This is a genomic window from Paenibacillus sp. FSL R5-0470 (assembly GCF_037975205.1).
Classification (GTDB): domain Bacteria; phylum Bacillota; class Bacilli; order Paenibacillales; family Paenibacillaceae; genus Paenibacillus_AQ.
In genome coordinates this window covers 4,015,524-4,042,116 of sequence record NZ_CP150238.1, presented here as the reverse complement: position 1 = coordinate 4,042,116, position 26,593 = coordinate 4,015,524, and the positions used below count along the sequence as shown (strand labels likewise).

At 39.6% G+C, this 26,593-nt stretch carries 32 protein-coding genes and 1 pseudogene; 28 read left to right on the top strand and 5 right to left on the bottom strand.

Features of this window, described 5'->3' with window-relative positions; all coding sequences use genetic code 11:
- Positions 1-223: 223 nt before the first annotated feature.
- From MKY99_RS17805 to MKY99_RS17795, 3 genes are all read left to right on the top strand, one after another.
- A complete protein-coding gene (locus MKY99_RS17805) occupies positions 224-673 on the top strand; it encodes a hypothetical protein (RefSeq protein ID WP_076300632.1) in 450 nt (149 codons plus the stop codon).
- A 211-nt stretch (positions 674-884) separates the two neighbouring features.
- A complete protein-coding gene (locus MKY99_RS17800; RefSeq protein WP_339265417.1) occupies positions 885-1,649 on the top strand; it encodes a hypothetical protein in 765 nt (254 codons plus the stop codon).
- A gap of 166 nt (positions 1,650-1,815) precedes the next feature.
- Entirely contained in the window at positions 1,816-2,643 is an 828-nt protein-coding gene (locus tag MKY99_RS17795; RefSeq protein WP_339265415.1) for a tyrosine-type recombinase/integrase, read from the top strand.
- Positions 2,644-3,239: 596 nt separating this feature from the next.
- On the opposite strand, the gene MKY99_RS17790 is transcribed toward MKY99_RS17795, so the two are convergent.
- The 3 genes from MKY99_RS17790 to MKY99_RS17780 all read right to left on the bottom strand — a co-directional run bounded on the left by MKY99_RS17790 (position 3,240) and on the right by MKY99_RS17780 (position 5,461).
- Entirely contained in the window at positions 3,240-3,497 is a 258-nt protein-coding gene (locus MKY99_RS17790; protein ID WP_339265413.1) for a hypothetical protein, read from the bottom strand.
- 61 nt (positions 3,498-3,558) lie between these two features.
- On the bottom strand, positions 3,559-4,059 hold the full coding sequence (locus MKY99_RS17785; RefSeq protein ID WP_339265411.1) for a hypothetical protein: 501 nt from the start codon (positions 4,057-4,059) through the stop codon (positions 3,559-3,561).
- A 928-nt stretch (positions 4,060-4,987) separates the two neighbouring features.
- Positions 4,988-5,461 carry an LD-carboxypeptidase gene (locus tag MKY99_RS17780; protein WP_339265408.1) on the bottom strand — a complete coding sequence of 158 codons (474 nt, stop codon included), beginning with the start codon at positions 5,459-5,461 and terminating at the stop codon, positions 4,988-4,990.
- A gap of 389 nt (positions 5,462-5,850) precedes the next feature.
- On the opposite strand from MKY99_RS17780, the gene MKY99_RS17775 reads away from it, so the two are divergent.
- The 7 genes from MKY99_RS17775 (at position 5,851) to MKY99_RS17745 (ending at position 11,994) form a co-directional block, all read left to right on the top strand.
- Positions 5,851-7,812 carry an MFS transporter gene (locus MKY99_RS17775; protein ID WP_339265406.1) on the top strand — a complete coding sequence of 654 codons (1,962 nt, stop codon included), beginning with the start codon at positions 5,851-5,853 and terminating at the stop codon, positions 7,810-7,812.
- Positions 7,761-8,123 (top strand): hypothetical protein, encoded by a 363-nt coding sequence (locus MKY99_RS17770; RefSeq protein WP_339265404.1) that lies wholly within the window; start codon positions 7,761-7,763, stop codon positions 8,121-8,123. The genes MKY99_RS17775 and MKY99_RS17770 overlap by 52 nt, the downstream gene beginning before the upstream one ends.
- Before the next feature lie 15 nt (positions 8,124-8,138).
- Positions 8,139-8,324: a hypothetical protein gene (locus tag MKY99_RS17765; protein WP_143759563.1), complete on the top strand. Its 186-nt coding sequence runs from the start codon at positions 8,139-8,141 to the stop codon at positions 8,322-8,324.
- 544 nt (positions 8,325-8,868) lie between these two features.
- Positions 8,869-9,783 (top strand): phosphotransferase, encoded by a 915-nt coding sequence (locus tag MKY99_RS17760; protein WP_339265402.1) that lies wholly within the window; start codon positions 8,869-8,871, stop codon positions 9,781-9,783.
- 129 nt (positions 9,784-9,912) lie between these two features.
- Complete coding sequence (locus tag MKY99_RS17755; RefSeq protein ID WP_339265400.1) at positions 9,913-10,347, top strand: DUF6678 family protein; 435 nt, start codon at positions 9,913-9,915, stop codon at positions 10,345-10,347.
- Positions 10,348-10,510: 163 nt separating this feature from the next.
- The gene (locus MKY99_RS17750; RefSeq protein WP_339265398.1) at positions 10,511-10,969 is read left to right on the top strand and encodes an NUDIX domain-containing protein; all 459 of its coding nucleotides are present in this window, start codon (positions 10,511-10,513) and stop codon (positions 10,967-10,969) included.
- 149 nt (positions 10,970-11,118) lie between these two features.
- Entirely contained in the window at positions 11,119-11,994 is an 876-nt protein-coding gene (locus tag MKY99_RS17745) for an aldose 1-epimerase family protein (protein ID WP_076286184.1), read from the top strand.
- Positions 11,995-12,202: 208 nt separating this feature from the next.
- On the opposite strand, the pseudogene MKY99_RS17740 reads toward MKY99_RS17745, so the two are convergent.
- Positions 12,203-12,557 (bottom strand): annotated as a pseudogene (locus MKY99_RS17740) (transposase); the annotation flags it as partial.
- Between the two features lie 159 nt (positions 12,558-12,716).
- On the opposite strand from MKY99_RS17740, the gene MKY99_RS17735 reads away from it, so the two are divergent.
- From MKY99_RS17735 to MKY99_RS17720, 4 genes are all read left to right on the top strand, one after another.
- Positions 12,717-13,484, top strand: a complete 768-nt coding sequence (locus MKY99_RS17735; RefSeq protein WP_339265394.1) for a nucleotidyltransferase domain-containing protein — start codon at positions 12,717-12,719, stop codon at positions 13,482-13,484.
- Between the two features lie 256 nt (positions 13,485-13,740).
- Positions 13,741-14,115, top strand: a complete 375-nt coding sequence (locus MKY99_RS17730) for a hypothetical protein (protein ID WP_076301143.1) — start codon at positions 13,741-13,743, stop codon at positions 14,113-14,115.
- Positions 14,116-14,364: 249 nt separating this feature from the next.
- Positions 14,365-14,613, top strand: coding sequence for a hypothetical protein (locus MKY99_RS17725; protein ID WP_339265391.1), 249 nt, complete (start codon positions 14,365-14,367; stop codon positions 14,611-14,613).
- Positions 14,614-14,679: 66 nt separating this feature from the next.
- Complete coding sequence (locus MKY99_RS17720; protein WP_339265389.1) at positions 14,680-14,934, top strand: cold shock domain-containing protein; 255 nt, start codon at positions 14,680-14,682, stop codon at positions 14,932-14,934.
- A gap of 156 nt (positions 14,935-15,090) precedes the next feature.
- On the opposite strand, the gene MKY99_RS17715 is transcribed toward MKY99_RS17720, so the two are convergent.
- Positions 15,091-15,903, bottom strand: coding sequence for a class I SAM-dependent methyltransferase (locus tag MKY99_RS17715; RefSeq protein WP_339265387.1), 813 nt, complete (start codon positions 15,901-15,903; stop codon positions 15,091-15,093).
- A 311-nt stretch (positions 15,904-16,214) separates the two neighbouring features.
- Here MKY99_RS17715 and MKY99_RS17710 point away from each other — a divergent pair, with 311 nt between their 5' ends.
- From MKY99_RS17710 to MKY99_RS17645, 14 genes are all read left to right on the top strand, one after another.
- Positions 16,215-16,562 carry a glyoxalase gene (locus tag MKY99_RS17710; RefSeq protein ID WP_339265385.1) on the top strand — a complete coding sequence of 116 codons (348 nt, stop codon included), beginning with the start codon at positions 16,215-16,217 and terminating at the stop codon, positions 16,560-16,562.
- Between the two features lie 57 nt (positions 16,563-16,619).
- Positions 16,620-17,186: a MarR family transcriptional regulator gene (locus MKY99_RS17705; RefSeq protein WP_042189233.1), complete on the top strand. Its 567-nt coding sequence runs from the start codon at positions 16,620-16,622 to the stop codon at positions 17,184-17,186.
- Between the two features lie 108 nt (positions 17,187-17,294).
- A complete protein-coding gene (locus tag MKY99_RS17700; protein WP_339265383.1) occupies positions 17,295-17,798 on the top strand; it encodes a hypothetical protein in 504 nt (167 codons plus the stop codon).
- Between the two features lie 3 nt (positions 17,799-17,801).
- A complete protein-coding gene (locus tag MKY99_RS17695; protein ID WP_339265381.1) occupies positions 17,802-18,668 on the top strand; it encodes an SDR family oxidoreductase in 867 nt (288 codons plus the stop codon).
- Positions 18,669-19,250: 582 nt separating this feature from the next.
- Entirely contained in the window at positions 19,251-19,997 is a 747-nt protein-coding gene (locus tag MKY99_RS17690) for a class I SAM-dependent methyltransferase (RefSeq protein ID WP_339265380.1), read from the top strand.
- A 173-nt stretch (positions 19,998-20,170) separates the two neighbouring features.
- Positions 20,171-20,788, top strand: coding sequence for a hypothetical protein (locus tag MKY99_RS17685; protein WP_339265378.1), 618 nt, complete (start codon positions 20,171-20,173; stop codon positions 20,786-20,788).
- A 207-nt stretch (positions 20,789-20,995) separates the two neighbouring features.
- Entirely contained in the window at positions 20,996-21,304 is a 309-nt protein-coding gene (locus tag MKY99_RS17680; RefSeq protein ID WP_339265376.1) for a GNAT family N-acetyltransferase, read from the top strand.
- Between the two features lie 16 nt (positions 21,305-21,320).
- The gene (locus tag MKY99_RS17675) at positions 21,321-21,632 is read left to right on the top strand and encodes a GNAT family N-acetyltransferase (RefSeq protein ID WP_339271704.1); all 312 of its coding nucleotides are present in this window, start codon (positions 21,321-21,323) and stop codon (positions 21,630-21,632) included.
- Positions 21,633-21,710: 78 nt separating this feature from the next.
- The gene (locus MKY99_RS17670) at positions 21,711-22,193 is read left to right on the top strand and encodes a hypothetical protein (protein WP_339265374.1); all 483 of its coding nucleotides are present in this window, start codon (positions 21,711-21,713) and stop codon (positions 22,191-22,193) included.
- 309 nt (positions 22,194-22,502) lie between these two features.
- A complete protein-coding gene (locus tag MKY99_RS17665; RefSeq protein WP_339265372.1) occupies positions 22,503-23,441 on the top strand; it encodes a CHAP domain-containing protein in 939 nt (312 codons plus the stop codon).
- Between the two features lie 120 nt (positions 23,442-23,561).
- Positions 23,562-23,990, top strand: coding sequence for a 3-hydroxyacyl-ACP dehydratase FabZ (fabZ, locus tag MKY99_RS17660; RefSeq protein WP_076287072.1), 429 nt, complete (start codon positions 23,562-23,564; stop codon positions 23,988-23,990).
- Between the two features lie 277 nt (positions 23,991-24,267).
- The gene (locus MKY99_RS17655; protein ID WP_339265370.1) at positions 24,268-24,771 is read left to right on the top strand and encodes a DinB family protein; all 504 of its coding nucleotides are present in this window, start codon (positions 24,268-24,270) and stop codon (positions 24,769-24,771) included.
- 336 nt (positions 24,772-25,107) lie between these two features.
- A complete protein-coding gene (locus tag MKY99_RS17650; RefSeq protein WP_339265368.1) occupies positions 25,108-25,395 on the top strand; it encodes a hypothetical protein in 288 nt (95 codons plus the stop codon).
- 157 nt (positions 25,396-25,552) lie between these two features.
- Positions 25,553-26,530 (top strand): phosphotransferase, encoded by a 978-nt coding sequence (locus MKY99_RS17645; protein WP_339265367.1) that lies wholly within the window; start codon positions 25,553-25,555, stop codon positions 26,528-26,530.
- The last annotated feature ends 63 nt before the right edge of the window (positions 26,531-26,593 follow it).

Below are 26,593 nucleotides of genomic sequence, written 5' to 3'. Positions count from 1 at the left end.
TTAGTGGAATAGCGGTTGCTTCGGCAGCCGTTTTTTATTTGTTCAACTAACGGGCAGGTTAGCTGAGTAACAGAAATGTTGATATTGGATTATATACCATTAAATTGAAATTTAAAAAATGTCTAACGTCTATACTGTCATAGCGTAATAAAAAGGGGTTTCTAAGTGTATTGAACCTGTGTGGTTCGGTAGGATATTTATATTTTTTGAGAGAGGTGTTAACTTGAAGAAAACATTCATAATCATTTTAATAATTGCAGTAGGTGCTCTTGTTTTACTAGTCGTATCCACTCCATTTATTAACAATTATATTGCATATTCCATAAAAAAAGATCTAGTAGAAGTATCTTTGCCAGACAAAACTGAATTGATAGATGATTTATCATCAGCTGGAAAATTAATTGGGAATGGAAATGGAATGCAATTTTTTGGCGCTATTTTAATCAAATCGGAACTAACTTTAGAAGAATTAAATCATTTTTATTCAAAGTATCGCGAGAATGAATGGAGTTACATCGTTGAAAAGCAAGTGAGTAATAACATTGATTTTCTTAATGGTAACTTGAAATTCAAAGCATTGAAAGCAGATGAAAAACTAATTAACAATTATATTGTTTATACTTGGGGCAGTAGTAACTATCCATTAAGTGATCTTGACATCCGTGGGCATTAACACTCTGCATAAGCAAGATTACGTGCTAGAATATTATAAGCATTGAGGGTGTTTTATGAAATTAATTCGCCGAGCCATTAAGTAGAACCGTACCATAGATGACAGATCATCATTACGCTAACGGGCAGTTATGCGTAATAAAGATCAAAGCATCTGTTATAATAAAGCGTCTAGTTTTTATAATCAAACCTTTATAAAGGTGGTGTTTGACATGAAATATCAATGGAGAATTACAAAATATAATCCCATTTTTAGAAATGAAAATGGTCATTATTTACTAGATGAATGGATTTGCCCATCTGAAATTGGAAAAGTACTAAATGGAGATTTATTTACATTAGAAAATTATCTCCTTATTGAAAATGCTTATATAGAGACAATAATAGAGTTTTTAAATGAAAAAAAACATTATTCTCTGCGTGTCATAGGAGCATCAAATACATCGATATCAAACGAAGCGAAAACATCTATGTTATATGAAAATGAATTTGGCGAGATCAATATTAAAGAAGATATGCTTGTAAACATAAATGAAATTCGCATAATTTGCAAAATGAGATTAAGAAATTTTGTTGGTTTTCAGTTAATTTCCAAAAATAACTTTTTCGTGCATTTTGGTTGGGACTATTATATGTACATTGGCAGCAGTCAAAAATCTGTAACAGCAATTGATTTCGCTTCAAAAAATGGTCTTTTTGTAGAGGAATATTGTTCACCGTATTACTTCGAGGAAAAAGATACCACAAGATTAGTTGAATGGAGTGAAGTAGGCGTTGAAATCCCATTGGTTATAGGGAGTGAGGAAATAGTTAATGTGCCATTAGATGAATATCGAAAGATATTTAATTTATCTGATGAGCATCCTGTTTTTGGTGTTTTTAAAATAACGGAGGAGTATAGAGATTTCTTTCAAACATTTTTGAATCATAAGATGGATTTTTCGAAGTATGAATATGGAATGTGGGCAGGTTATTGAGACTCATTTTTATAGGTTAGCAACGATCGTTTATCCGTTAGTTGAAAAAGGATGATTTAGAGCACTATTACGCTAACTGGGAACGCTAGCTCAAGCAGGTTAGAAGATTAAAACCTCCCTTTAGAAGCAAACCTAGTTGTAATAGCTTCTAAGGGGAGGTTTTATTATGAAGTTAAGTGAGTTGTGGCATCTATATGAGGCTGATAAACGAATTCAAGGATATAGTCCGAGAACATTGAACGCCTACGTCCTCCAAAACAAAATGCTAATGACGGAACTAGGTGATCCCGAGATAGCGGAGATTACATTGCCAATGCTGAAGCAATATTTGGCGAAACAAGCAGAACGTTTGAAGCCAAGCAGCCTAGGGCATCGAATTCGTTTCGTCCGATCTCTATTTCGCTATGCGTATGAAGAGACTTACCTGACTTCAAATCCTTCTTTAAAACTAAGAGAACCCAAATTGGACAAGCGAATTCCTAAGTTTTTAGTCGAGGAAGATGTTATTCATCTTAAGATCTCGTGCCAAACATTAAGAGAAAGAGCTCTGCTTGAGCTTCTCTATTGTACTGGCTGTCGAGTCGGGGAAGTAGAGAGGATAAACATCAAGGATCTCAACTGGGAAAACTGCTCTATAGTCGTAAACGGTAAGGGCTCCAAGCAGAGAGAAGTGTACTTTACGACAGAGTGCAAAGTATGGTTAAGGAAGTACCTGACCAGTCTTGGAGATACCTGTAAAGCCTTATTCGTAACGGATACCAACCCAACTAAACGCATGGCTATTCCTACAATAAGATGGGCATTAAAACGACTTGCAGATCGAGGAGAGATTGAAACGAATGTTTATCCGCATCGCTTTCTACATACCTATGCTTGCCAACTCCTTGATAATGGTGCTCCCTTGGATTTCATCCAAGGTATGTTGGGTCATGAGAAAGCCTCAACCACGCAAATATACGCACAACTTCGTGGCGAACGCAGGAGAGAAATGTAGCGACGATTTTTTTAGCATATAATAGCGGTAGATCCCTTTATAGAAATCTGCCGCTATTCAACTATAGGGCAGAAGAGCGTAGGGGTAGCGTGTGTTAAAGCTAACACTTTTTTAGTTTAGAGATGTTGTCGAGAATTACAAAATAAAAGTGTTAAGCCATCTAACATTGATCTCAATTAAAAAAAACGATGTAAATGCTTGGGCAAAAGAAGGTGTTTCACAATGTATCAAAAAGGGTTCATTGGGTATTCCATTTTCATCAGATTCATTTCAAGATTCCCTTAGTCGTAAAGAGGCTTGACACTCATTTATTCACTTCAAAAAAAGAACATTTGTTCGTATTTTATATTATATACGGGACACAGAGATCATCATTCTTCAATGTATCTAAATTTTTTTTAAATGTCCTTTACAATCGGCTCAAAAATACTAACACTGAAAAAATTCAGATCTTCTTAATCCAAAAGTACCTCGATCAATAGAATTAAAAATGTCGCTGGATTGAATCTTTTCATCAAAAGCAAAAACCCATTCCTCGTTACATCTAACTAAAATGTTAAAGTCATTTGATCTCCATATTATACTTTTATTATGATCTAAACAGTAGAGATACATCGGTAGTGCCCCGTTCCAACCCCTGCTTGTACTGTACAAGTAAACATGACATAATCTTGCTCATTTGTAGCCGGATGAACAGCATTAACCGTAGGGTCTGCTAAAAGACAAAGTAACGTATTGTCGTCTGACTCAATTCTCAAATCTTTATATGTCCAAGTTATTTTTATGGAACCCAGGTTTGCGTCGTTTTGTTCTAAAACTTCTTTAGCTGTTGATTTATTTTTATTAATACTCATGAAGATCTTACCCTCCTTAATTTACGGATGCTAATTTTTAGATGCCCCGTTGAACACATTCTTACGTTACTACACATCTAGTAAAAACAGCGTTCCTCAGTTGAACACCACAACCACTAATTCGACCAAATATATCACTAGTATCGATCTTCTCATCATAAGTAAATACCCGATCCTCATTACAACTAACCCAAATATTTGTGTCCTTTGTTTGCCATATAGGTTTTTCACGATCAAAAAGAGTGACGGAAAATGGCAATGACCCTTGAAAATTATAGGAACTCAGAAAACAAGACACTGTCACATAATCCGATTCTGCTGTGCTAGGATCCATAGCACGAACCAGAATTCGTTCCAATACTGCTAATAGGAAGTTGTCATCAGAAATGATTTTTATGGTACCAAAATCCCAATCATAAACAGTAACTACCTGGTCCGAGGCTAGATCAAGTCTTCGGGCTATGTCATCTGTAAGATTTATTTTTCTCGCTAGACCGGATTCTATTTCAACACTTATTTTCAAATTACTTCTAGATGTTGGCGAGACTTCTTTTGTATTCATTGGAATTCTCCTCTTGATTTACTAATGACCTTATCATTCCCCTGCAGTAACGTTTGTATGTAGTGAGCTATATAAATGATACATATATCCACTATTTTTAAGAAATGGAAAATATAATAAGGATAGGCACCTGTACATCCATTTTCCATACGTTAGTATATAATATTTTATGAAGGGAAGTTATTGATTAATGAATAAACAACTAAGCGATGATAACAATAAAAATATTTTAGTCCCACTCCCCCCAGTTATACCTCCTCCTCAATGGTTAGTGGACTATTATAATCAATTAATGCGAGTAAATCAGAGTACTCTAGAAGACATTGTAAAAAATTGCAACGGCCCTTACGTACCTTGCTATAACGCCCCACCATACGACAAGACTTGCGAATGCTGTGAATATGGGTGGTCTATTGTAATTACAAGAGACGGATGGCTAGGCCATCTGTATGTCTATCTAGTCGCTATAACTGATGTTCAAAAATTAATTAACAATGTAACTGTCACAGGTCATATATATCCAAACTACAATACTCCTCCGAGTTCTGTACCGAATAATTTGGTTCACATCGGATGCTACTTTCTTATAAACAAAACTTTTTACAAGATTCGCGCATTTTAAAAGGTACACTAAGCTAATTGTCTAACAGCAGGCAGCAGACTTTTTGAATTCCATCGGCCAATCTGGATAGGGACCGAGTAATTTATTCGGCTGCTTTACGTCTCTCCCAAGCAAATAACCAACCTTATGTAATAAAGGTGTCATCAATCATTCATTAAACTAACGGGACACTATAGTTGAACAATCACCAGAACGAGGCTGCCGGTAAGAAACGGCAGCCTCGTTGAGCTAACGGGCAGTGTAAAGCCCAATAGATAGTTGATTTCATAAATTCTAATACTTCGATACATCCACCCCACAAATATCCTAGCTCGGTGGTAAAAACGTCCATCCAGTCTCATTATTATAAAACTGTTGACACTCACCTAGCGTATCTAATTTGCTCCAATCTTTATATCCATTGGTCCATTTCTCAAATGGAGAATATGTATAAGGGAAACGACCTTGAAATAAAATCGCTTCTAAATGTTCAGTATATTCGGTTGGAAGGCTTTTTATTTGGGCTAAACCTGCCATAACAGAAGGTCCGTAAAAAGTTACCATACCCATTGGTTTAAGTAAGTTATAAAAGTAGTCGCGTCTGAAAAACCCATGATAAATTCGGTTTTTTTTTTGGATTGTCTTTGTATCCAAAAACGGTAGTATTCTAACCGATTCATACCCACCAATTGAAGTGATGATGTCATCTATACTCTCATACTCGAAACATTTATTTATATCATCTGCACGAATTTGTGGATTTTTGTATAAATCATCTGGAGACATTCTTGCGGTTGGCATCTCAATAACTTCTAATCCCAAGTTGTCTTAAAGATTTTTTATACCAAGCTCGTAGATATCTGGGAACAGATAAGGTAGACCATTAGAAAGTGAAATTATCGCTATTTTCGAACCAGACTTAAGTCTTTTGGGTTTTATCATTGCTCTTCCTCCCAATATATTATTTCCTAATGTTACCACGCAACCCTACTTGTAATAAGAACAATCTTAATTCAGCTTAAACATGGATCTGTTTGAAATTGTAAAACTATGTAAAAGAAGAGGGTTTCTAGTATCTACCTCGAATATATGAATGGTCCATCATGAACGGTTGCATCTTGAAACTAGCTTATTTTTCTATACCTTATGCGGTACATTTTGAACAAGCTCTATGGGAAAGAGGTCGTTACATGTCAAGAATAGAATTGAAGCCGACGGGGCGAACCCCACGGTTAATGAACAAATGGAAAAAAATTAGTCCACTTGCCCCAAGATGGAAAGGGGCCTCCATCGTATTGCTCATCATCGCATTATGCTTGTATTTCATCCAAGGATATTTCGTTTTGGGAACGCGCAGTTTGGGCGAATATCTGATCGGAACGTTAGTGATCTTGCTTGTGATTGTGCTCGTAACCGGCGCAATTGCAGGAGTGCTTCATGTTGCCAAGCGAATGCCTTCGCGTTATGTTTGGATTGCTCTCGCTTCGTTTTTTTTGCTGTTCATTAGCTTCATCGGGCCGATACAGTTGATGTTTATCGTCCCATTGTTGATAATTGTCGTATTTTCTATACTAGGAGCCCTCTTATCCCGATTGATAACCGGTAGATACCGAGAGGCAAAGCTTATTTCGAAAGTAACTGCTGGGGTTTTGGCGGCAGTTACGCTAGGATCCATTGGCATTGGCGGGTATTGGCTGCTGAACAACGGCAATGCGGATTTGGCGAAGCCGTACCGCTTAACAGCGATGAAAACTGCGGACCGCTACCCAACGGCGGCGGCGAATCCAGCTGAACAAGGACCGTATAAGGTCAAAACGTTAACTTACGGTAGCGCAAACAGTTATCGGAAGGAATTTAACCAGAATGGGTCGCTCGTGACAAAACAGGTGAACGGATCGGCTTTTGTGGAAAAGTGGTCATCTAATCGTACAAATACGTTTGGTTTCGGACCGGATCAAATGCCGCTGAATGGATTGGTCTGGTATCCTGATGGCGAAGGACCGTTTCCGTTAATCGTCACCGTTCATGGCAACGCCAACTCAACCGATTATTCGGACCCGGGATATGAATATTTGGGTAAGCTGTTGGCGAGTCGCGGGTATATTTTTGTATCCATAGACGAAAATTTTCTCAATACATCCCTTTACGATGATTTGTTTACACTCAACCTGTTGGAGAAAGAAAACCCAGCCCGGGGATGGTTGATGTTGGAGCATGTGAAAGTGTGGAACGAGTGGAATAAGACGAAGGATAATCCGTTTTTCGGTAAAGCGGACATGAGCCAGATCGCTCTGATCGGCCACTCTCGCGGCGGTGAGGCGGTAACGGTCGCAGCGGCATATAACAAACTGCCGGCCTCCCCGGAAAACGGCAACATCAAATTCGACTACAACTTTGGTATCCGTTCCATCATTTCGATTGCGGGTACTGACGGGCAATACAAGCCTGCGGGACACCTGACTCCGTTAAAGGATTTGAACTATTTGACTTTGCAAGGCGCACACGACATGGACGTCAGCACATATTCCGGCGCGAGCCAATACAGTCGGATCGGCTTTTCAAACGGTAGTGATTATTTTAAAGCATCGGTATACATTTATGGTGCGAATCACGGCCAATTCAACACCGTCTGGGGAAGAAACGACAATGTAGGGCTTGGCAATAAACTGTTCAACACCGCTCAACTGATACCGCAGGAGGAGCAGCTACAAGCAGCTAAGGTGCTCATATCGTCCTTCCTAGATACGACATTGAAAGGGAAAGGAGAATATCGGTCCATGTTCCAGGATATTGGTTATGCCCGAGAGTGGCTGCCGGACACCATGTATATCAGCAACTATATGGACTCGAATACAAAGCTCATTAGTAGCTTTGACGAAGACATCGATCTGAGTACGTCGACATTGGCTGGAGGAAGGCTGAACGGGGAGCATCTGAAGCAGTGGAAAGAGGAAAAAGTGGAGATGAAATTTGCCCCGACTTGTACAGTGCAGTGCGTCTGGGGTGGGACAGTACTGCGACACCTGGCGTTCCCTCTTACACGGTTGTTTTGCCAAATGACAGTCTCGATATACGAGAAACGAGCTCCATCGTTTTTTCGATGGCTGACTGGAATGACGAGAAAGCAAATCGTGACAAGGATGTCCTCGTAGATTTGACCATTAATGTGGAGGACAAAGAAGGCAACGTGGCGTCCCTCCCTCTTAGCAGCGAAGCTTATTTACTACCGATGTTCGAAGGCAACATCATAAAATGGCCTTTCACGACTTTGCAACCGACGAAGGAGCCGGTGTTCCAAAACTTTGCGTTCCACCTTGCCGATTTAAAAAGGGCCAACCCGAATTTCCAACCTGAGCAATTGAGCAAAATCGGTTTTGTATTTGATAAAACGAAAAAGGGCACGGTACTGATCGGTAATATCGGCATCCAAAATGAATATGTTACAGGAGGTAATACGCCTTAATACAGGAAGTTAGACTTGAACAAGTTGGTGACAAGGGCAAAGGTGCTGGAGACCATCGTATCTCAAGAACAGGAAAACACATTTATCTATATCAAAACAGCCCGATCATTTGGTGACCGGGCTGTTCTGATTTTGCAACCACACTGTGTCTATACCAGTGTAAACGCGATAAGATTCTTACCCCTCTTCAAAACGTTGTGAGAGGCCTCATCGCTAATATGGAATAAGCTTTATGTGCTACAAGTTTATTTATTCTGCAAATTAATTTTTAATACATCCCCTTAGCACCACCAAAAACGATCATCCCACCTTTAGGCAGTACTACTGAATGATTGCTCGTTGCCTTTGAAAAGTTCACAACCATTCCCTCCGCGTCATAAACGACAAATCCCCCAATTAATAAATACACTCCATTCAATTTTGTTGTGAAGGATGTAGAAGAAGTGAGGGCTAGACTCGAGAAAAATGGAGTAGCCGTTTCAGAGGTAAGGAACGGTGAACCTAAACGTTTTGATCTTACTGATAATAACGGAAATATGATCAGTGTCATTCAATTGTAATTCAAAATAGAGTTCGAGGTTATTTTTTGTTATTGAACTAACGGGACACGATAGTTGAATAATACAAATTGAAGAGCAGGAGCTAAGGTATCCTGCTTTTTTCATTGAACTAACGGGCAGTTATGCGTAACTTCCAGGGAATGTAAACATCTAAATAACGTAAGGAACGAGGAGGCAGACAATTCATGGGAGGAACGAATGTATGGGATGCGGAGTGGGAGGTTAACGAAGAGCAGGCGCGGACGCTGATCGGCAGACAATTCCCTCAGCTGTCATCGAAGCAAGTGAAGCGATTGGGCTGGGGCTGGGACAATACGGTTTTTCTCATCGGTGACGAGTACGTGTTCCGGTTTCCAAGAAGAACGATTGCAGTTGGCTCGATTCGTATGGAAGGGAAGCTGCTGCCGAAGCTGGAGGCATATATGACCATCCCCTATCCGAAACCGTTGTTTTATGGCGAAGCAAGTGACGAATACCCGACACCATTTCTTGGCTATGCCTACGTGCCAGGAGATTTCCCCATCGGTTTGACGGAAGAACGCCGGGCTTTATCGGCAGAGACGCTGGCGAAATTTTTGCGGAGATTGCATGAGTTTCCGGTGCAGGCGGCGCTGAAGTGCGGAGTTCAGCAAGATCATCGAAACTTGACGGACATAGCATCGCGCAAAGTGAAATTGGAGGGCTTTCTATCGAAGGTGGTTGAACACTTGTCGCCGGTTGAGTCTGGTGTGATCGAAGCGTATATTAGCAGGCTGCAAAAGGACCGTGTCGAGGCGGTGAATGCACTGCTACATGGCGATCTTCATTTCAAAAATATGCTTGTGAATGAGAACGGGATCGTTTCCGGCATCATTGATTGGGGCGATCTGAGCGTAGGCCATCCGGCTTGCGATTTGAGCGTTGCTTATAGCTTTTTACCACCTTACGCTCGTGACGTGTTTTTCGAAACGTACGGAGGAGCGGACGAGGAAACGAAGCTGCTGGCGCGGCTGATCGCGGTATACATCCCCATACTGATCTTAATGCAATCGGTCGATGACGGGAATGAAGCGATTGCGGCAGAGGCGAAATCCAACATCATGCGGGCACTGTCGGATTAGGCTCATTATTTCGTTGCGGCTATGGGGCTATGGCTATCGGCACCATTTTGTCGTTTAAAGGCCGCGATAAGGTACGATCCGCCTTCTCTGATGCCGCTTTATGTTGTTTATTCAGGAGGGTTTTTTATTGTGGGTTATGAACTGGATTTTAAAAAAAGGGTACATGAAGTTATTACACAGAAACAATTATGTTCAGTTATGAATGACACTAAGTGGGGAAACTTACAAAGTGATGTAATAAATAAACTCCCTTTTACCCCGCCATATCAAGCTAAGTATGTATTAGATGATGAACTTTATCCAGAGAACTTTGAAACCGACGTCTGGTATTTAGGGGATTGGATAGAAGCACTTTCACCTTTTTTTTCTGTAGAATGGATTCGGGTTAGACCAAGGTATCAGAAGCACAAGGGGAATCTGCTTCCTCCTGAATTAATTGACATAAGTAAAGAATTTCTTTCGATTTTACATGAATTAAGAATTCCGTATAGAGAAGAAAACAATACATTTTTCATTTATGGATACATTTCAAATATTTCTCACTTTTCAAAGGTAATCAATTAGCTAACGGGACACGATAGCACAATAACAACTGCTGCCGGCTTTATCTGAAGCCTATTAAAGTAACGGGCAGAATAATTCAACAATTCAATTCTTGAAAGGACTTTACCTTAAAAGCCTAGAATAATCAACTTATGTATTTCTACCAAGTAAGGAGCTACTATAAATGCGGATTGTTGTAACTGGCGGAGCAATTATAAGAGATAGTAAAGGAAGAATTTTATTGCAGCAAAGATCCGATTACGGAGACTGGGGATTACCAGGCGGAGGCATGAATCCAGGTGAGACTATCCAAGAGACAATGATCCGGGAAGTTATTGAGGAAACAGGATTAACTGTTACGGATTGTGAATTTTACGCTGTATATAGCGGTCCAAGGATGGAATACTCCTATCCTGATGGCAACAAGGTTGTTTTTGTTATGTTTCTTTTCAATGCCTGGACTGATTATAATCAGTATTTATCTGAGGATGGGGATGCGATAAGATATCAGGACGATCTATGCGAATCGTTGAAATTACAGTTTTGGGATACTAACGATATCTCACTGGATCAAATAAACAAAGTTCAACGACCAGTTTTTGAAGATATGCTAAACGGGAATACAAATATACTTAGATCTTAATACACCAGTTCGCTGAACTAACGGGACACGATAGCTCAATAAGCACGAAGAAACGGCAGCTGATGAATTGGCTGTCTTTTTCTCAACTCCCTCAAGAACTTTGATATAATATGTGTATCTGGACTATAAGTATGAAAGGGAGTACAACAATGAATAAAATTTTGCGCAGCAGCTCGGCGGAAGCTGAGATTAATACCCTTGGGGCGGAACTGATCAGCTTCAGAAAGCTGGATCCGGAAGCTGAATACATCTGGAGCGGTGACGCCACGTATTGGACAGGCCGTTCTCCGGTGCTGTTTCCCATTATTGGTGCGGCCCGGAATGGAGAGATTAAGGTGGACTGCAAAGCCTATAAGATCGGCAATCATGGATTCGCCAGACGCAGCGAATTTACGCTGGTCCAAGAAAGCGATACCCACGCGGTTTACCGCCTCTCTTATGATGAGAAAACCCTGGCCAGTTATCCTTTTAAATTCAACCTATATATTACATATAAACTGAATGCAAGCACACTGGAACTTAGTTACCGGGTGGAAAATAGCGATGAACAGGATATCTTCTTCCAGCTCGGAACCCACCCGGCGTTCAATTGTCCGCTTGATGACAACGGTAGCCTGAACGATTACTATCTGGAGTTCGCTGAATCGGAAAACCTTGAAAGGTTGTTCTTGAATTCGGACGGCCTGCTGATCAGCGGCAAATCGGAGCCCGTTCTGAAACAAGAGACCATCCTGCCTTTATCCCATGAAATGTTCGCCGAAGGCGCATTGATTTTCCGAAATGTGAGCTCTCGGCAGATTTCGCTTAGAAGCAAGCACTCCTCCAAAAGCGTAGTTGTCAGCTATAAGGGTTTTCCCGACCTCGGCATCTGGCAGCCTTTGAACGCTCCCTTCATATGCATCGAGCCTTGGCAAGGAGTAGCGGATATGGACGTCTTCGAAGGTGAACTTCAAGCTAAAGAGGGAATAATCACCCTGGAGCCGGGGGCGAATTTCACAAGCTCCCTGACCATAGAAATCAACTGACGATCCGAAGGGATCTGCAGGGTTCTCAACTGGTTAAGCTCGGCTCCATACCATTGCAAAAAGCTTCAATCTATTGGAGAGGGCACTGAAGAACTTACGTTTTTCTTAAGGAGTATGTATAAACTTCAAAAAAGAAGACATTCAACCCCATTTTTAGGAAGAATGTCTTCTTTTTTAGCTCTATTTTATTCAATTTATCCCTATGTTTTCAATCTGTTAACTTCAATATCCGCTTTAAGTTCACGGCGAATATCGTCATCGCACCTTGTAATTCCATACCAATCAGACCCGAGGATGTAGCTACATCATACCCGTGCCCATGTTTAAGTTCGCTATTCTTCGCTTCAATTTTGTAGCGTTCCTTAGATTTTTCTTTAAAGTACTCTGTTTCCTGGAACGCAACGCAATCTGTTCCGAATGTTCTTCAGATTTAATCGTTACAGAGTAGGTTTGCTCTTCGATCCTTCTTTATAACAACCCTCTTTAAACGGACAACGCTTGCACTGTTCCACGTTAAAATAATAGGTGTCTGCTTGGTTTTTGTCGATGCCTTTCTTGCCCTGTTCTCTTTTTTATTGAAGTAGGCGTCAAATCGTGGATGCCGTTGAGCTAACGGGCAGGATAGTTGAATGATTTCGCGAATAACTTAAGTCATGACGAATTTACGAAGTTCGCAAAAAAGACGTTAGCCGAAAGAAGTTCTTAGTTTAGGAGGAGTCTATATGATATTAGAAAAAGTTATAAATAGAATTGTAATACAAAGTGAATATAAGGATTTTGTTGATAAGTATATAGATAATATACTTACCGAATTTAAAGGTAAGATTCATAGCATTTATATGTGTGGCTCGATTCCAAAAGGAACTGCTAAACCTTTTAAGTCAGATGCAGACTTTACTATTGTATGTGTAAATCCCAAAGATATTGATTACGAAAGATTGTCAAATATTAAAGACAGGCTTTTGGAAGAATATCCAGTAGTAACTAAGATTGATACGATAATTTGCTCGATTGACGATGTATTAAGTAAACCAAATGAGTGGGGTTTTTGGGTAAAGATAATTTGTGTTTGCATATATGGTCATGACGTTGGTGAAAAAGTACCACCGATAATTATTTCTCCAGAGTTCATTTTAGACTTAAATACAGAGACCAAGGAGGAAGTAGATCATATACATAGTTTACTTTCTAATGCTAATGATAACACAATGAAAACTAGATATATTAAAGGTTACTCTAAGAGATTAATTCGTGCATTATACTCTTTGGTTTTAGAAGATACAGGTGTATGGCAAGATGACATTATTAAGATGAAGAATGCCATATTAAACTATTGTGAGATTGACCCCGCTTTAGTTGATTATCTGTATGCTTGTTACTTGGATAGTAATGTACTTGTTGAAGAGTTTCTGGGAATTGCAGATGAAGTATATAGCTATTTTGAGAACGCCTTAAATGCAATGGCTGCTTCCAGAACTTCCTTCGGCTAACACCATATTGACGCTCCGGGTCACTCTCAGAAGCGAGTGACCACATCCAGCCCCCTAAGCCCGTCGGGACGTCATTGCATTAGGTGTTCGGCAAGCCTTACAACTATAAGCAGCGACTCTAATTAAAACATAAGACTATTGAACTAACGGAGAACTTTAGTTGAATGATACACACTAATGAGCAGGCGCTACGGTAGCCTGCTTTTTTCATTGAAGTAACGGGCAGGATAACTTGGACAATCACGGAGATTTGAATATGAAGATTGTTAAGGGATGTGTTATTAACATGAGTCTACAATTGGTGCCATTAAATATTCCGTCAGATTGGACTGTCTTATGGAATCATTTTTATGAAATTAATCCCGATGACTTTCATGACGACTCATTTCCTTATGTATGGGAGCTACATGAGGATATATTCTATTTAAGAAATGAAAAGACAGGTTTGATTTTTGATTTAGGATGCTATCCAGCTATGCGTTCAGAGGGTGTGTATACATTGAATTTAGTGAAAATTGGTGATGATGAAACTGGACCCGAATATTGGGCTAACCCTATTTTAAAATATTGTTCCCGCAAAATTAACGACATAACAAATATAATCCATGAAGTTCTCAATAAAGAGCAATAGGATTCGTCCGAAGCAAAGTAAATCATTAAGCTCACGAAGAACGACAGTAGAATAGCGGCTGCTTCGGCAGCCGTTTTTTATTGTTCAATTAGCCGGCAGAATACTTACAATTTGTGGCGCTATAGCGTCACATTATTAGCATTAGGTTATGTAATGATATTCTGATACTCAAAAAAATTGGAACAATGTGGTAAATTGGGATGATGGAAGAAGTACTCAATAAAAAATAGAGGAGGAGACAAATATTTCATGGGCAACGACTTTTACAGAAAACTAGGTGCATCCTTTCTAATTTCCGCTGGAGTAATCTATGCAATCGAACGAGTAGGCTCTTTGATAGCTCGCAGCCATGAAATTGCAGCGTTGTACGAAGCAAATATGTTCAATGCCCTACCTGAAACTCATATTACAAGCTTCTTCGATAATATCTTTGTGCCAATCCTTGCGTTTCTCGGTATGATACTTTTTGTAAATGGGTTTCCAAAAAAAATCAAATGAGATAACTCATTCAACGCGATGTGAGCACATAATGAGTTGTAATAAAGTTACAGAGGAGGTGCATAGGTGGCGGAAAGAAGATGGGGTATTGTCCAATGGTACAAAGAAGATAAAGGTTACGGACGGATAATGCTAGACGGGCAGGAAGGTAACCATGTTTTTGTACACTTCAGCGAAATACTACCAGACCCTATTAGGTTACCGAACGGCTTTCGGTTCCTTAAAGAGGGTCAAAAAGTTGAATTCGACCTATTCGAGTTTCCGAATATAGTTGATTCTCAGCGTAGGACAGCTAAAAATGTACAAATATTAGAGGAATGAAGGAATCGAGACTTACTTGATGAATGTATGGACTTTCGGGAATCATAATTAAGCTAACCGGAGACGATAGTTCAATAAACGCGATAAGGCAGCCAATCAGTCAACATGATCGGCTGCCTTTATTCAATTAACGGGCATTTATCTTCAACTACTAAATTACAGTTTTCTTGCTTTGATTACGAAAGTTACAGGAAGCATCTTTGCTTTTTTTGCAAAATCGTCGTTATCGTCCCGCAATTGAATAATTTCATCATCAGATTGCTCAATCATTTCTTCAATAACAAGTCCCGCTTTTGAGAGCGCATTCACATAGGTTGATAGTTTACGGTCAGCTAATGTTAGCGTACTTTCGTCAAGAGTTACCGAATACCAAGATTCATCGAAGTAACATTTTTTAAAAACAAGCATATCATTTTCTGCAACAACACATTTGTGTATAGGGTGAGACCAACTGAAAATAAATACGCCGTCTTTTTTTAGGTAAGAAGCAATCCTGCTAAAAGTACCCTCAAGATCGGTTGTCCAGCCTATAGCATAAATCGAATAAACAAAGTCAAAATAATCCTCAGGTAGTCCACATTTTTCTTCCATGGGAGAACAGATTAATTTTGCTGAAAGTCCGTGATCTGACAAATATTCTCTTGTTTTTTCGATTTGGTTTTCTGATATATCCATACCCCATAGTTCAGATGCTTTACGTTCCCCGAGATATTGCAATGATTGACCGCTTCCACAGCCTATCTCCAACATCTTTTTTCCTGAAATATCGCCAAAAAGCTGGCATTTTTCTTCTGAGACAAATGCTCCATATAAAGGAAGTGCGGTTGCTCCTAAAATATCATTTCCTTTTGTATCCCAAAATAAGCTGTTAGTTTCATGAATAACATTCTTGTCCATATCGACCGAGATAGCGCTACCAACCTCGCCAGCGCCTATAATATTTGTTCTATAAACAGAATTCTTGTCCATGCCAGTACCATCCCCCAATATAAAAATATTAGTCTAAATGTATATCCTGACTTGCGCGCTATTGATTCCAAAATAATGTACCATTTTTCTATGAATACATCTACCTAAAATCTTCCATACTGCATCCATTGGATCTAGTAGACTCATTGCGCTAACGGGACACGATAGTGGAATAGCGGTTGCTATGGCAGTAGGTTTTTAATTGTTCAATTCATGGGCAAGATAGTTAAAAAAGGAACTTAAATTTAAATCTCGAATATTTATTGAGAACGGATAGCTAAAAAATTGATGACTGACAGGAGATAAATACGATGATAAAAGGTTTCGGAGGAATCTTTTGGAGAACTAAGAATCTTGAAGTTATAAAAAAATGGTACAGTGAGGTCTTGAAGATTGAAATAGATCATTGGAATGGGACTGTGATAAAGCCCCAATCAGGAAATGAGACTATCTTTTCTTTCTTTACCGAGGATGACAGTTATTTTCCAACAGAACAACAAGTGATGTTAAATTTCCAAGTACATAATCTAGACAAGACTATTAAGCATCTTGAGCATATTGGTATACCACTTGCAAAGAAAGAAGAAATTAGTGAATTTGGAAAGTTTGTTTGGATTGAAGATCCTGAAGGTCGACTGATCGAGCTTTGGGAGAAATAAAGAGCTGTGCAATAAAAATGAGTTGACACAAAAGTAGTTAGGGACCATACTACATATATGAACAACAATAATAAAAAAATAAATGACATTGAGGCTATTCCCTCGCTTGTACAATCCAAGCGTCAGATTGATCGCTATAACCTAGACATAGACGCACAGGCTATACTCGTCGCGTCTAGGCTAATGGCAGCGGGAGCCATGCTTGGACACGCCTCAGAGATTCATTTCTCTAGATTCGGTTTATCAACAGGGCGTTATCGTTTATTGGCAGATCTTGAAGATAACGAAGGAGAAGAGTTGCCTTCGCAATTAGCGGAGCATCTAGGCGTTACACGTGCTACAGTGACTGGTCTTATCGACATTCTTGAACGAGATGGGCTAGTATCTCGGCGATCAAGCTCAGACGATGGCCGTCAGAAATCAGTCGTTTTAACGGAAGAAGGAGCGAAGAAGCTCCGTGAAATGGCTCCTGAGCATTTTGCTCGGTTGGAAGCAATGGTGGGCTTGCTCAACATCGAAGAACGCAGCGTATTTCTCGACTTGCTAGGTCGAGTTACACAAGGCATCTCAGCACTTACGGGCGAATTAGGCTCGAAACCAAAGGGAAACATCAGTAATGAGTAGAATGGGCTAGTGAAGCTAGCCTATTTTTACTCTTATATAGTTAGGCACCTAATTATATCTAGCTGAACGCAATCATTGAACTACTTCAAAGAAGAAAGGAGCAAGTAAATGAACCAGATGAAATACTCTAATCAGACAGATGATGTTTACGGCATCAAGGCTGCTGGTTCCAAGAAAAAGACTTTTGTACTATGGCGTGAAGTTGTAATGGCCTATGCTGCTCCTGCCATTATGGCAGGTATCGGGGGATTGGTTACTGCAGATAGGGGGCTTCAAATAGCGGCATTGACCACAATTGGCGGTGCATCGGCCTTGATGGCCTTGATGATTGGGCTATTGTTGCACAGCCGAGTGGGCCATTTGCGATGGGTCGTCGGTGCACCTCACTTGGTTGTGGTAGGGGTATTCGCAATGGCCGGGTCCTCATTTGGACTATACGCTGCATGGGTGACATCTGTTGTAGTAGAAATTATGATTCCGAGTAATCACTTGGCCTGGGTAAATCGTGTATGGATCGATTTCCCGTTGTCTGGATTCATAGCAAGCACGATAGTGACATGGCGGTGGCGACTTGCCGTCACAACTAATTTTTCATCTAAAAGGAGAAGATAAAAAATGATAGTTATTATGGGAGCAACAGGTACGATAGGTAGTGCGCTTTTGGAACGTTTGGTTGATCTTGGCGTACCTGTCAGGGCGCTAAGCAGAGAGCCAGAGAAGTTACGTGATCAGATCGGAGAAAAAGGCCGATCGACTACCGAGGTCGCAAGGGTGGATGCTTCCGATCCCGAATCACTGCGCCGCGTGTTTACAGGTGCTAGCCAGCTCTTCCTTGCCATGTCCAACAGTCCAAGACAAATCGAATTAGAAACCTCAATCATTCAGATTGCCGCCGAATCTGGAATCAAACACATCGTAAAAATATCCAGTCCAGCCTTTGAGCAGAGCTCTCCAGTAGCAGTGGCGGGCTGGCATCAAGAAATTGAGAAAACGCTCAGGGAGTCGGGTCTCACTCACACCGTGTTGCGCCCTTATGCGTTCATGCAAAACTTAATGAACTTTGCACCAACGATCACAACCCAAAATGTTTTCTTCGGCTCTATGGGTGATTCACCGTGTAACTTCATTGACTGTCGCGATATTGCAGACGTTGCCGCAGAAGTTCTGACCAACCACGAGGTATCAGGCCATATATATACGCTTACTGGTTCGGAGATTTTCAGTTATCCCCAGATCGCGAGTCGACTATCTGCTCTGCTTAATCGGCCGATAAGTTACAACAACATGGAACCCCAAGTACTACTCCGCAATCTTATCGATCACGGGAATATGCCTCCTTGGCTCGCGAACCATGTTGTGGAAATTCAAACCATGTCTAGGATGGTGCCAGAAAGTCCAAATGACACTGTGAAGCGCTTGCTCGGCAGAGAGCCACGCACACTAGACGCCTTTCTACATGAGTGTGCAGAAAATTTCCGGTAGAGGCGGAGGCCACCTATTCTGATATTTCTGTTGTTAGCAGTATTTTATTCCGATTTAAGATAAGTCATTGAGCTTAAAGAGAACGTTAGTGGAGGAGCTTCCTATATGGTAGCTCTTCTTTATCATTTAAGCTAACAGCAGGTTAACGGAATGGGACCGCAGTCGAAAAAATTTTGCGTCATTTGGCCCGGTTATTGTTCCGACACGGTGTCTGCGAACCAGTTTCGGCTTGAAGATGGGAACGAGATTTCGTTTACACGGTCACCTGTAACGAATAAAGAAAGATGCTATGCCGAATACGAAAAAAAGACGACCATTTTGTTGGTCGGCCACTAATTATTCTATTGCGGTCAGGATAAAGTAGTGATTATCGACTTAAAAAGTAGTTATGTAAGGTTCGATAAAAATTGATTATAACTATGAATTACCAAATGGTTTATCGAATAAATAGTAAAATATTACTGTTAAGTACGAGGGTTATCAAGAGGACTTTTATTTTGATTATCCTTTTTTGGTCAATATAAGTACTTTCCTAATGAAAATTATTTTTTCTCTAATGTAACATTGAAATGAAAGAGGGGGATGGCGTTGATTGAACATAGCAATCTTGAAGAATATCTGGATCCGGTAAATTATGATCTTGAATTTGACGGTGAAATGGACAAATATCAGTTCTATCTTGAGCTTGCAAGATCGAGTCCTGGCGAAGTGTTAGAACTTGCTTGTGGTACAGGCTTAACAACGATACCCCTGTCAAAAGCCGGTATAACGATGACCGGCGTAGATATCTCTTCTGTGATGCTCGCGTATGCGCGGCTGAAGGCGGAAGGGTTGACTGTTACTTTTATGGAAGGCGATGCCCGTACCTTCGAATCGGACAAGCGATTTTCGATGATTTATTTGACTGGCAATGCATTTCAGGCATTCTTAAGTGATCAAGATCAAATCGATTTGCTTACTACCGTTCACAAACATTTACAACCCCATGGAATCTTTGCATTCGAGACCCGTAATCCGGAGGGAACTGATTTATCCGATCAAGAGGAGACAGAATGGGGATCATTTATTGATAAGGATGGGCAAAACGTAAAGGTATCAGGCACACAATATTACGATATTAGCCAGCATATCATGCATTGGGTCACGATGCGTGATTGGGGAGATAAACGAACGACTTCCCGAATTGCTTGTCGATTCACAGATCAGGCTACGCTGCAATCTTTATTAATCCGTCACGGATTTCGCGTCGAACATCAATATGCTGACTGGGATAAAACGCCGTTCTCGCCGTCATCTTCATCTATTATTAGCGTCTGTAGAAAATGTTAGGAGAGACGTAATTCATTTCAATAGGAAAACTCCCCTCAGGTCGAGGGGAGTTTTGGTGATCCTAAGCAGATTCCCATTTAAAGTCCGGCTTTAATCAACAAGACGGCAAGATAGCGTAATAGCCTGTCTGAAAATATGGTACAATTTGTAACACTAAAGCGAGGTGAGAGAATTTGAGAAATATTGTTGAGGACTCACAGTTTCTCAGTGAAAGAGCTGAGATGATGTACTATTTTCAAGATGAATTTTACATCTCTGAGAAAACTGAAATTATTTATTCAACTTCAGGAAAGTTCAAACTTGAAATCCATCACTATAACCATGTTGAAGGTTTTATCAGACATAATTACACAAAAGGGATTGTTACGGATAGTGAGCATAAAATCATCGACATAATATATAGAAATTATGACCCATTCTTATTCAGTTGGTTGGAGGTAAATGGCACAGAATATCTGTTGTGTGGGTTAGATTATCAGGGGTATTCAATTGTTAATTTATCAAATACAGAAACCAATCATTATGTTCCCGAAGAGGCTTATAAAGGGCATGGATTTTGCTGGGGGGAAATAATATATTTTCAACAAAAAAAACTAATAGTGATTGATGGATGCTATTGGGCATGCCCCTATGAACTTGTTTTTTATGATTTTTCTAATCCTATGAATGTACCATATAATGAATTATTCCGTGTGGATGTTGATAGCGTATTAAATTGGGATAGTTGGAAAGATTCCTGTAGGGTTATATATCTTGATAAGGAAAACAACGAGACAGAATTTGTATTTTAGAAACTAAGCTAACAGAGAACGATAGTGGAATAGCGGTTGCTTCGGCAGCCGTTTTATTTGTTCAACTAATCGGGTAGTATAGAGAAACCTATTTTTGTAAATTATGGTCTAATTATTATAGAGTACGTATTAGCTCCAGTCCTAAGGATTAAGGAGGATTTATGAAAACTGCAGCAAAAATAAACTTATGATCAAAGGTGAATGCAGATGGAACAACTGAAAATTGAACCCTATAAACCCGAAAGGGACGAAGCTTCAATCATAGCCATGTTGTGTGAAAATGAACAATTTAATATGTTTCAACAGAGTAACAAAATGCTCTCAGACGGTATATTTGTTGTTCGTTACAACGACTTAACGGTAGGTTTTCTCTCTTTTGATGGTTTTAAGAGAAGAGCGTTGACGACGATATTTGTTAACGAAGAATACAGAAGAATGGGTATCGGTGCCACACTTATGGAAAAGACGGATAAAATGCTTTCTCAAAACGGAGCGGATGAGATTCGCCGAAGATAGAAGCAATAGATTCGTGATGCTTATTGATGGTGAAATAGCAGCAGTCGGAATTATTGACGGGGTTGAACTGAGTCATGTGTCTGTTCGTCTAGATCTTCAATCACGAGGATACGGAAGAGCTTTTATTTCATTTCTTGTAAATGAAATTGTACGAAGGGGTTGGGAAATCGTGACACTCGGGGTTGTGAAAGGCAATCCTGCAATAAAATTGTATAAGAGTCTTGGTTTCAAAGCAAAGTCATTAAACCATTGGGTAACAAAATATTATAAGCCGGACACTCGATTGAGCAGACCACCTAGCGATATATATCCTCAAATGACTCGTTGAGCTAACAGGTAATGTTAGTGGAATAAGCATAGAATATTATTAGAAGTGTTCGATATTTCAGGAGAGATTGGAGAAAGTATGAAGAAGATAGACTGGATTAAAGTAATTCTAATAGTATCGCTATTCGGTAATGTTGTCTTTTTTATGAATCAGAAAAAGGATAGCAGAAATCAAGAATTGAAATATGAATTATTGAATGCTAATATCCACCGAGATCTAGCTCAACTTGAAGCAACTATACAGTATCAACAAGATCATAATTGGAATAATGAAACTCTTGTTACACAGAAACTAGATGATGCAATCGATTCAATTATCTTACACAGTGGAATGGAAAGAGATAAGGATAAGGAAGATATCCTTATGAAAATGTACGATTACATGAACGAATTCAAGGTTGGTGACGAGATTTTAGATGTAAACCTAAATGATAAGCAACGCGCCGATTACATCTATTTAGGTGAGAAGCTTCGATCTAACGGGTGGACGTTTAATGTAGGATATGATACAAGCTGGGAGACCTTTGCATCTAAAGTAAAGGAGTTGGTAACGGAGTCATAGATGTCACAAGTCTGTACTGGATTGCACGGATACGGATTAACTAGTACAGCAAGACTCACATGGATCTATACAAATATTTTAAAAAACTTACTTGAACTAATGGGAAACGTTAGTTTTATGAATACAGAGAGGCTACGGACATAAGCCTGCGTTAGTTCGGGGATTGGGGAATTAATTATGATATGTGAGAAGAAATCTAAGCGTCTTGGAATTGTTCGATCCCTTGTTTATGAAATGCAGAGCAGCTTCAAGAATCAGAAAGCTTGGGCTCATCTTTCAGGAGTGTCTACCTTCGCTTCGATGCTCGCTATGAGAAGAGGACAAGATTCGGAAATAGCTGCGATCGCGGGGGTGCTACACGATTTTTATTTCTATAAAACTGGAATAAATACCTTTCCTGGTCACAATAGCGCAGACGCGGTAAGACCTATAATACGTAGCACTCAAATCTTTACCGACGAAGAGATCTCAGTAATTCTTAGATCAATCTTTTATCAAGAAGATAGAAATCGAGTTCATGGACCAGATGAGGAAGTTATTAAAGACGCTATTTTATTGCAGAGGTACTTTCAAAATACAGGAAATCATTTACTTAAGACGGATATACATAGACTACAAAATGTATTTATTGAATTAGGGATTCAGGAGGGAAATGTAGATACAGAATTAAACGTAGATGTGGAAGCATTAAATAGAGAAACTAAAGACAGACGACTTATGCTGGCTGATTTTGCGGAAAAGCTCGCAGAGCAAAACATAATCGGGGTACCGGAAGATGAACGTTATCGGGAAATTTGCAAGTATTGGCCGGACTCTGATATCTATAAATTACTAGAAGGTAACTGGTGTGCTGCATTTGTATATTACTGCTGTATGCAGGTTGGAATACTTCTTCCAATTCGATATCCTAACCGAATGTATCGTCTAGCTGGGGTTGGTGCGTGGTTGGATTGGGCTCAGCTGCACGAAACTAGATTTTTCTATGACGCTAAACAAGAAGAATTTATTCCGGCACGTGGTGATATTGTTATTTTCGATAAGCTTCTCTCCGATAATTCTCACGATCATATCGGAATTGTTTTAGCTTGTGAAGACAATGAAATTTTGATTGCTGAAGGTAATAAAGACAATAAAAACTACTCTAGTGTCTCATTCAGGGGTAGAGATCATTGTATACTCGGATATGTCCGAATAGATAACGGCTACCGTTATCATTTCAATGGAGAGTATGTACCCTTTGGTTATTGATTTCGAGCAGTTATTACGCTAACGGATAGGATAGTTTAATAAGAGTTATGTTGAGTTTTTTCGGGCCAGTCTAACCCAAAGGCGATAAAATGGTAATAAACCGATTAGGGAGGCAAATCCATGATTGATATTGAAAGAATTAAAGAGATTATTCCTCATCGGAATCCATTTCTCTTGGTCGATAGAATATTGGAGATTAATGAGGGGAAGAGAGCTGTTGGGATTAAAAATGTAACCATTAATGAACCTTATTTTCTCGGTCATTTCCCTGACTATCCCGTAATGCCTGGAGTCTTAATTGTAGAAGCACTGGCACAGGTCGGTGGAGTCGCTATGTCTAACGTTGAAAGCAACAATCATAAAATAGGCTTACTGACTGGTATTGATAATTGTCGTTTCAAACGACAAGTAAAACCAGGAGACCAACTCCTTCTTGTATTTGATGTAATTCGAATCAAGGGACAAATCGTCAAAGGAAAGGGAGTCGCCACGGTAAATAATGAATTGGTATGCGAATCTGAAATAATGTTTGCATTCAGTTCGATTTAGGTTTTAATGTAACGGGAAACGACAATTAAACAATATACATTGATGAGCAGGTGCTTCGGTATCCTGCTCTTTTCATTAAGCTAACGGGCAGGCTAGCGTAAACAAAATGATCAAAAGTATTAACCATACGTAGTTAATTACATTTCGGGATTAGCGCAATGATTTTCGGCAGCTTCGTTTGGTTAACGGGGGTAGTTTAAGTAAATGTAAATATTTACTTACGAACTAGTGTTCGGTATAATAAACTTGATTCCATTACAAAAAGGAGATGTTGGATATGTATAAACACATTAAAGATTTTGCCGCAACTTGGCAGAATGAAACGGAAGCAACAATGCGGACACTGGAGATCCTGACCGACGAGTCTCTTGGCCAACAGATAACAAGCGAACATAGAACGCTTGGACGTGTTGCATGGCACCTTGTACAGACGTTGCACGAAATGCCATCTCGGACGGGACTGTCTTTCGAAGGACCGAGCGAAGATATGCCGGTGCCAGCTTCGGCAGCAGACATCGCGTCAGTCTATAAGAGGACCTCACAAGCGCTCCTTGATGCTATACAGTCCAGTTGGAAAGATGAGAATCTGCTTATCATGAGCGATATGTATGGTGATCAATGGCCAAACGGCTTAATGCTGGATATTCTCGTAAAGCATGAGATTCATCATCGTGGTCAGATGACAGTCCTGATGCGTCAGGCAGGCCTTCGTGTGCCGGATCTTTACGGCCCGACAAAAGAGCAGTGGGCCGAGTACGGAGCGCTACCTCCAGTAATTTAGAGTAAGATTATATCCGCATTTGGCCGTTTGCTATAGTGGGATTTATAAGTATTTTATCATAGGATTGAAAGTGGTGGCTTGAATCATAGACAAGAGGATACCATCGGACTGAAACTGTTAATTCTATTGAACTAACGGGGAACGTTAGTGGAATAGCGGTTGCTTCGGCAGCCTTTTTTTATTTGTTCAACTAACGGGCAGTAGAGCGTGATGTTGCCTTGTTGAACTATTAGGCAGTTAAATGCGGTATTATATTGTACGATTATCCATAAGAGATGAGGTGCTTTTATCAAGAAGAAATATGCTTTCCTAATAGTTTCCATATTATTATTTGTGATGGCTTATACAAAACCAAGTAGTCAAGATTATGATAATTACCTCCATAAGGTTCACGGTCTTAAATGTGACAGTTCTGAAAGCTCAAATTGCTTTCATACTATTAATGACTTGAAATCATCAAGTCTCACACATCAGATTATTTTTATGACAGCAGAAACAAAAATTTTTGGAGAGGCAGATAATAAAGTACGAGTAGTAGGTATTTTCAATCATTTTTTTGTAATAGAAAATCGTCTTCATCCTAAATCAGATAATAACAATAATATCGAAGTTCCGTTAAGCTAACGGGACACGATAGTTGAATAATACATATTGATGAGCAGGTTACCTTAATCAACTAAGTGATGGATAAAAAATAAATATAAGTGTTCTCTCTCAAACTATTGGAAAATATTATGGTACGATGTCCTTATTCGGTTGTTTCAAGGGGAGGGAAGATACCGTGCTAAATACTCAGGATATTGCTATAGAAGCATTAACTTGTTATCCAATTACTTATCAATCAATAGCTCATATTGGACAAAATGCAAACAGCATCTATAAAGTGACAGATAAGGAAAGTAACTGTTATAGTTTGCGAATACATCTATCAAAAAATGATTCGATGGAAAGTATTTGGTCTGAGGAAAAAGTCATCCATTCAGAAATGATTTGGCTGGAATCATTAACAAATGATACAAATCTGGTGTTGCCATCACCTATAAAAAATAACATTGGTGAATATGTTACTAAGATAGCTGACATAAACTGTACATTGTTAAAATGGGTAGATGGTGAACAAAAACAATTTGTTCCAACAGTCAATGATGCCGAGTGCGTAGGCGAATTGATCGGAAAGCTTCATAAACAATCATCTTTTTGGGAAATTCCGTCATCATTTACTCGACCGTCATTTGATAATTCTAGAATCTCACAATCATTAGAAAAGCTAAAACAGCTTGCTAACGGTGGTGAGCTCAATAAAAATGATGTGGAAATTCTGAAATTGGCCGGAGAGTGTGCAATTTTAATGATGAACGACATAGAAAGAACACCAGGCAATTGGGGGATAATTCACGCAGATTTGATTCCAAGTAATTTTGTGTTTCATGAACAAGAAGCTAGAGCTATTGATTTTGGAGCTTGTGGGTTCGGATATTATTTATTCGATTTAGGTTGGACACTTTCTTATATCCACCCAGCATTCAGAAACCAGTTGCTAGAATCATACGCAAAACAATTCGACCTGTCTCATAACTATGTTCAACGTTTGGAAGGTTTCTTTGTAGCAGCCCAACTCGAAACAATGAATTTTTGGCTTGGGCTGCCTGAATCTAATGAGTGGTTACCCAGTCACATTAGTAAATTAGCAAGTCGGGAATTTAAGCGATATGTAAATAAAGAAGAATTTCTCTTTAGTGGTACTCCATACTGGGAGTAGTTTTTTCAACGAACGGCGAACGTTAGCCCAGATACTTTGGGAGCAGGTTTGCTTCAGAAGAAT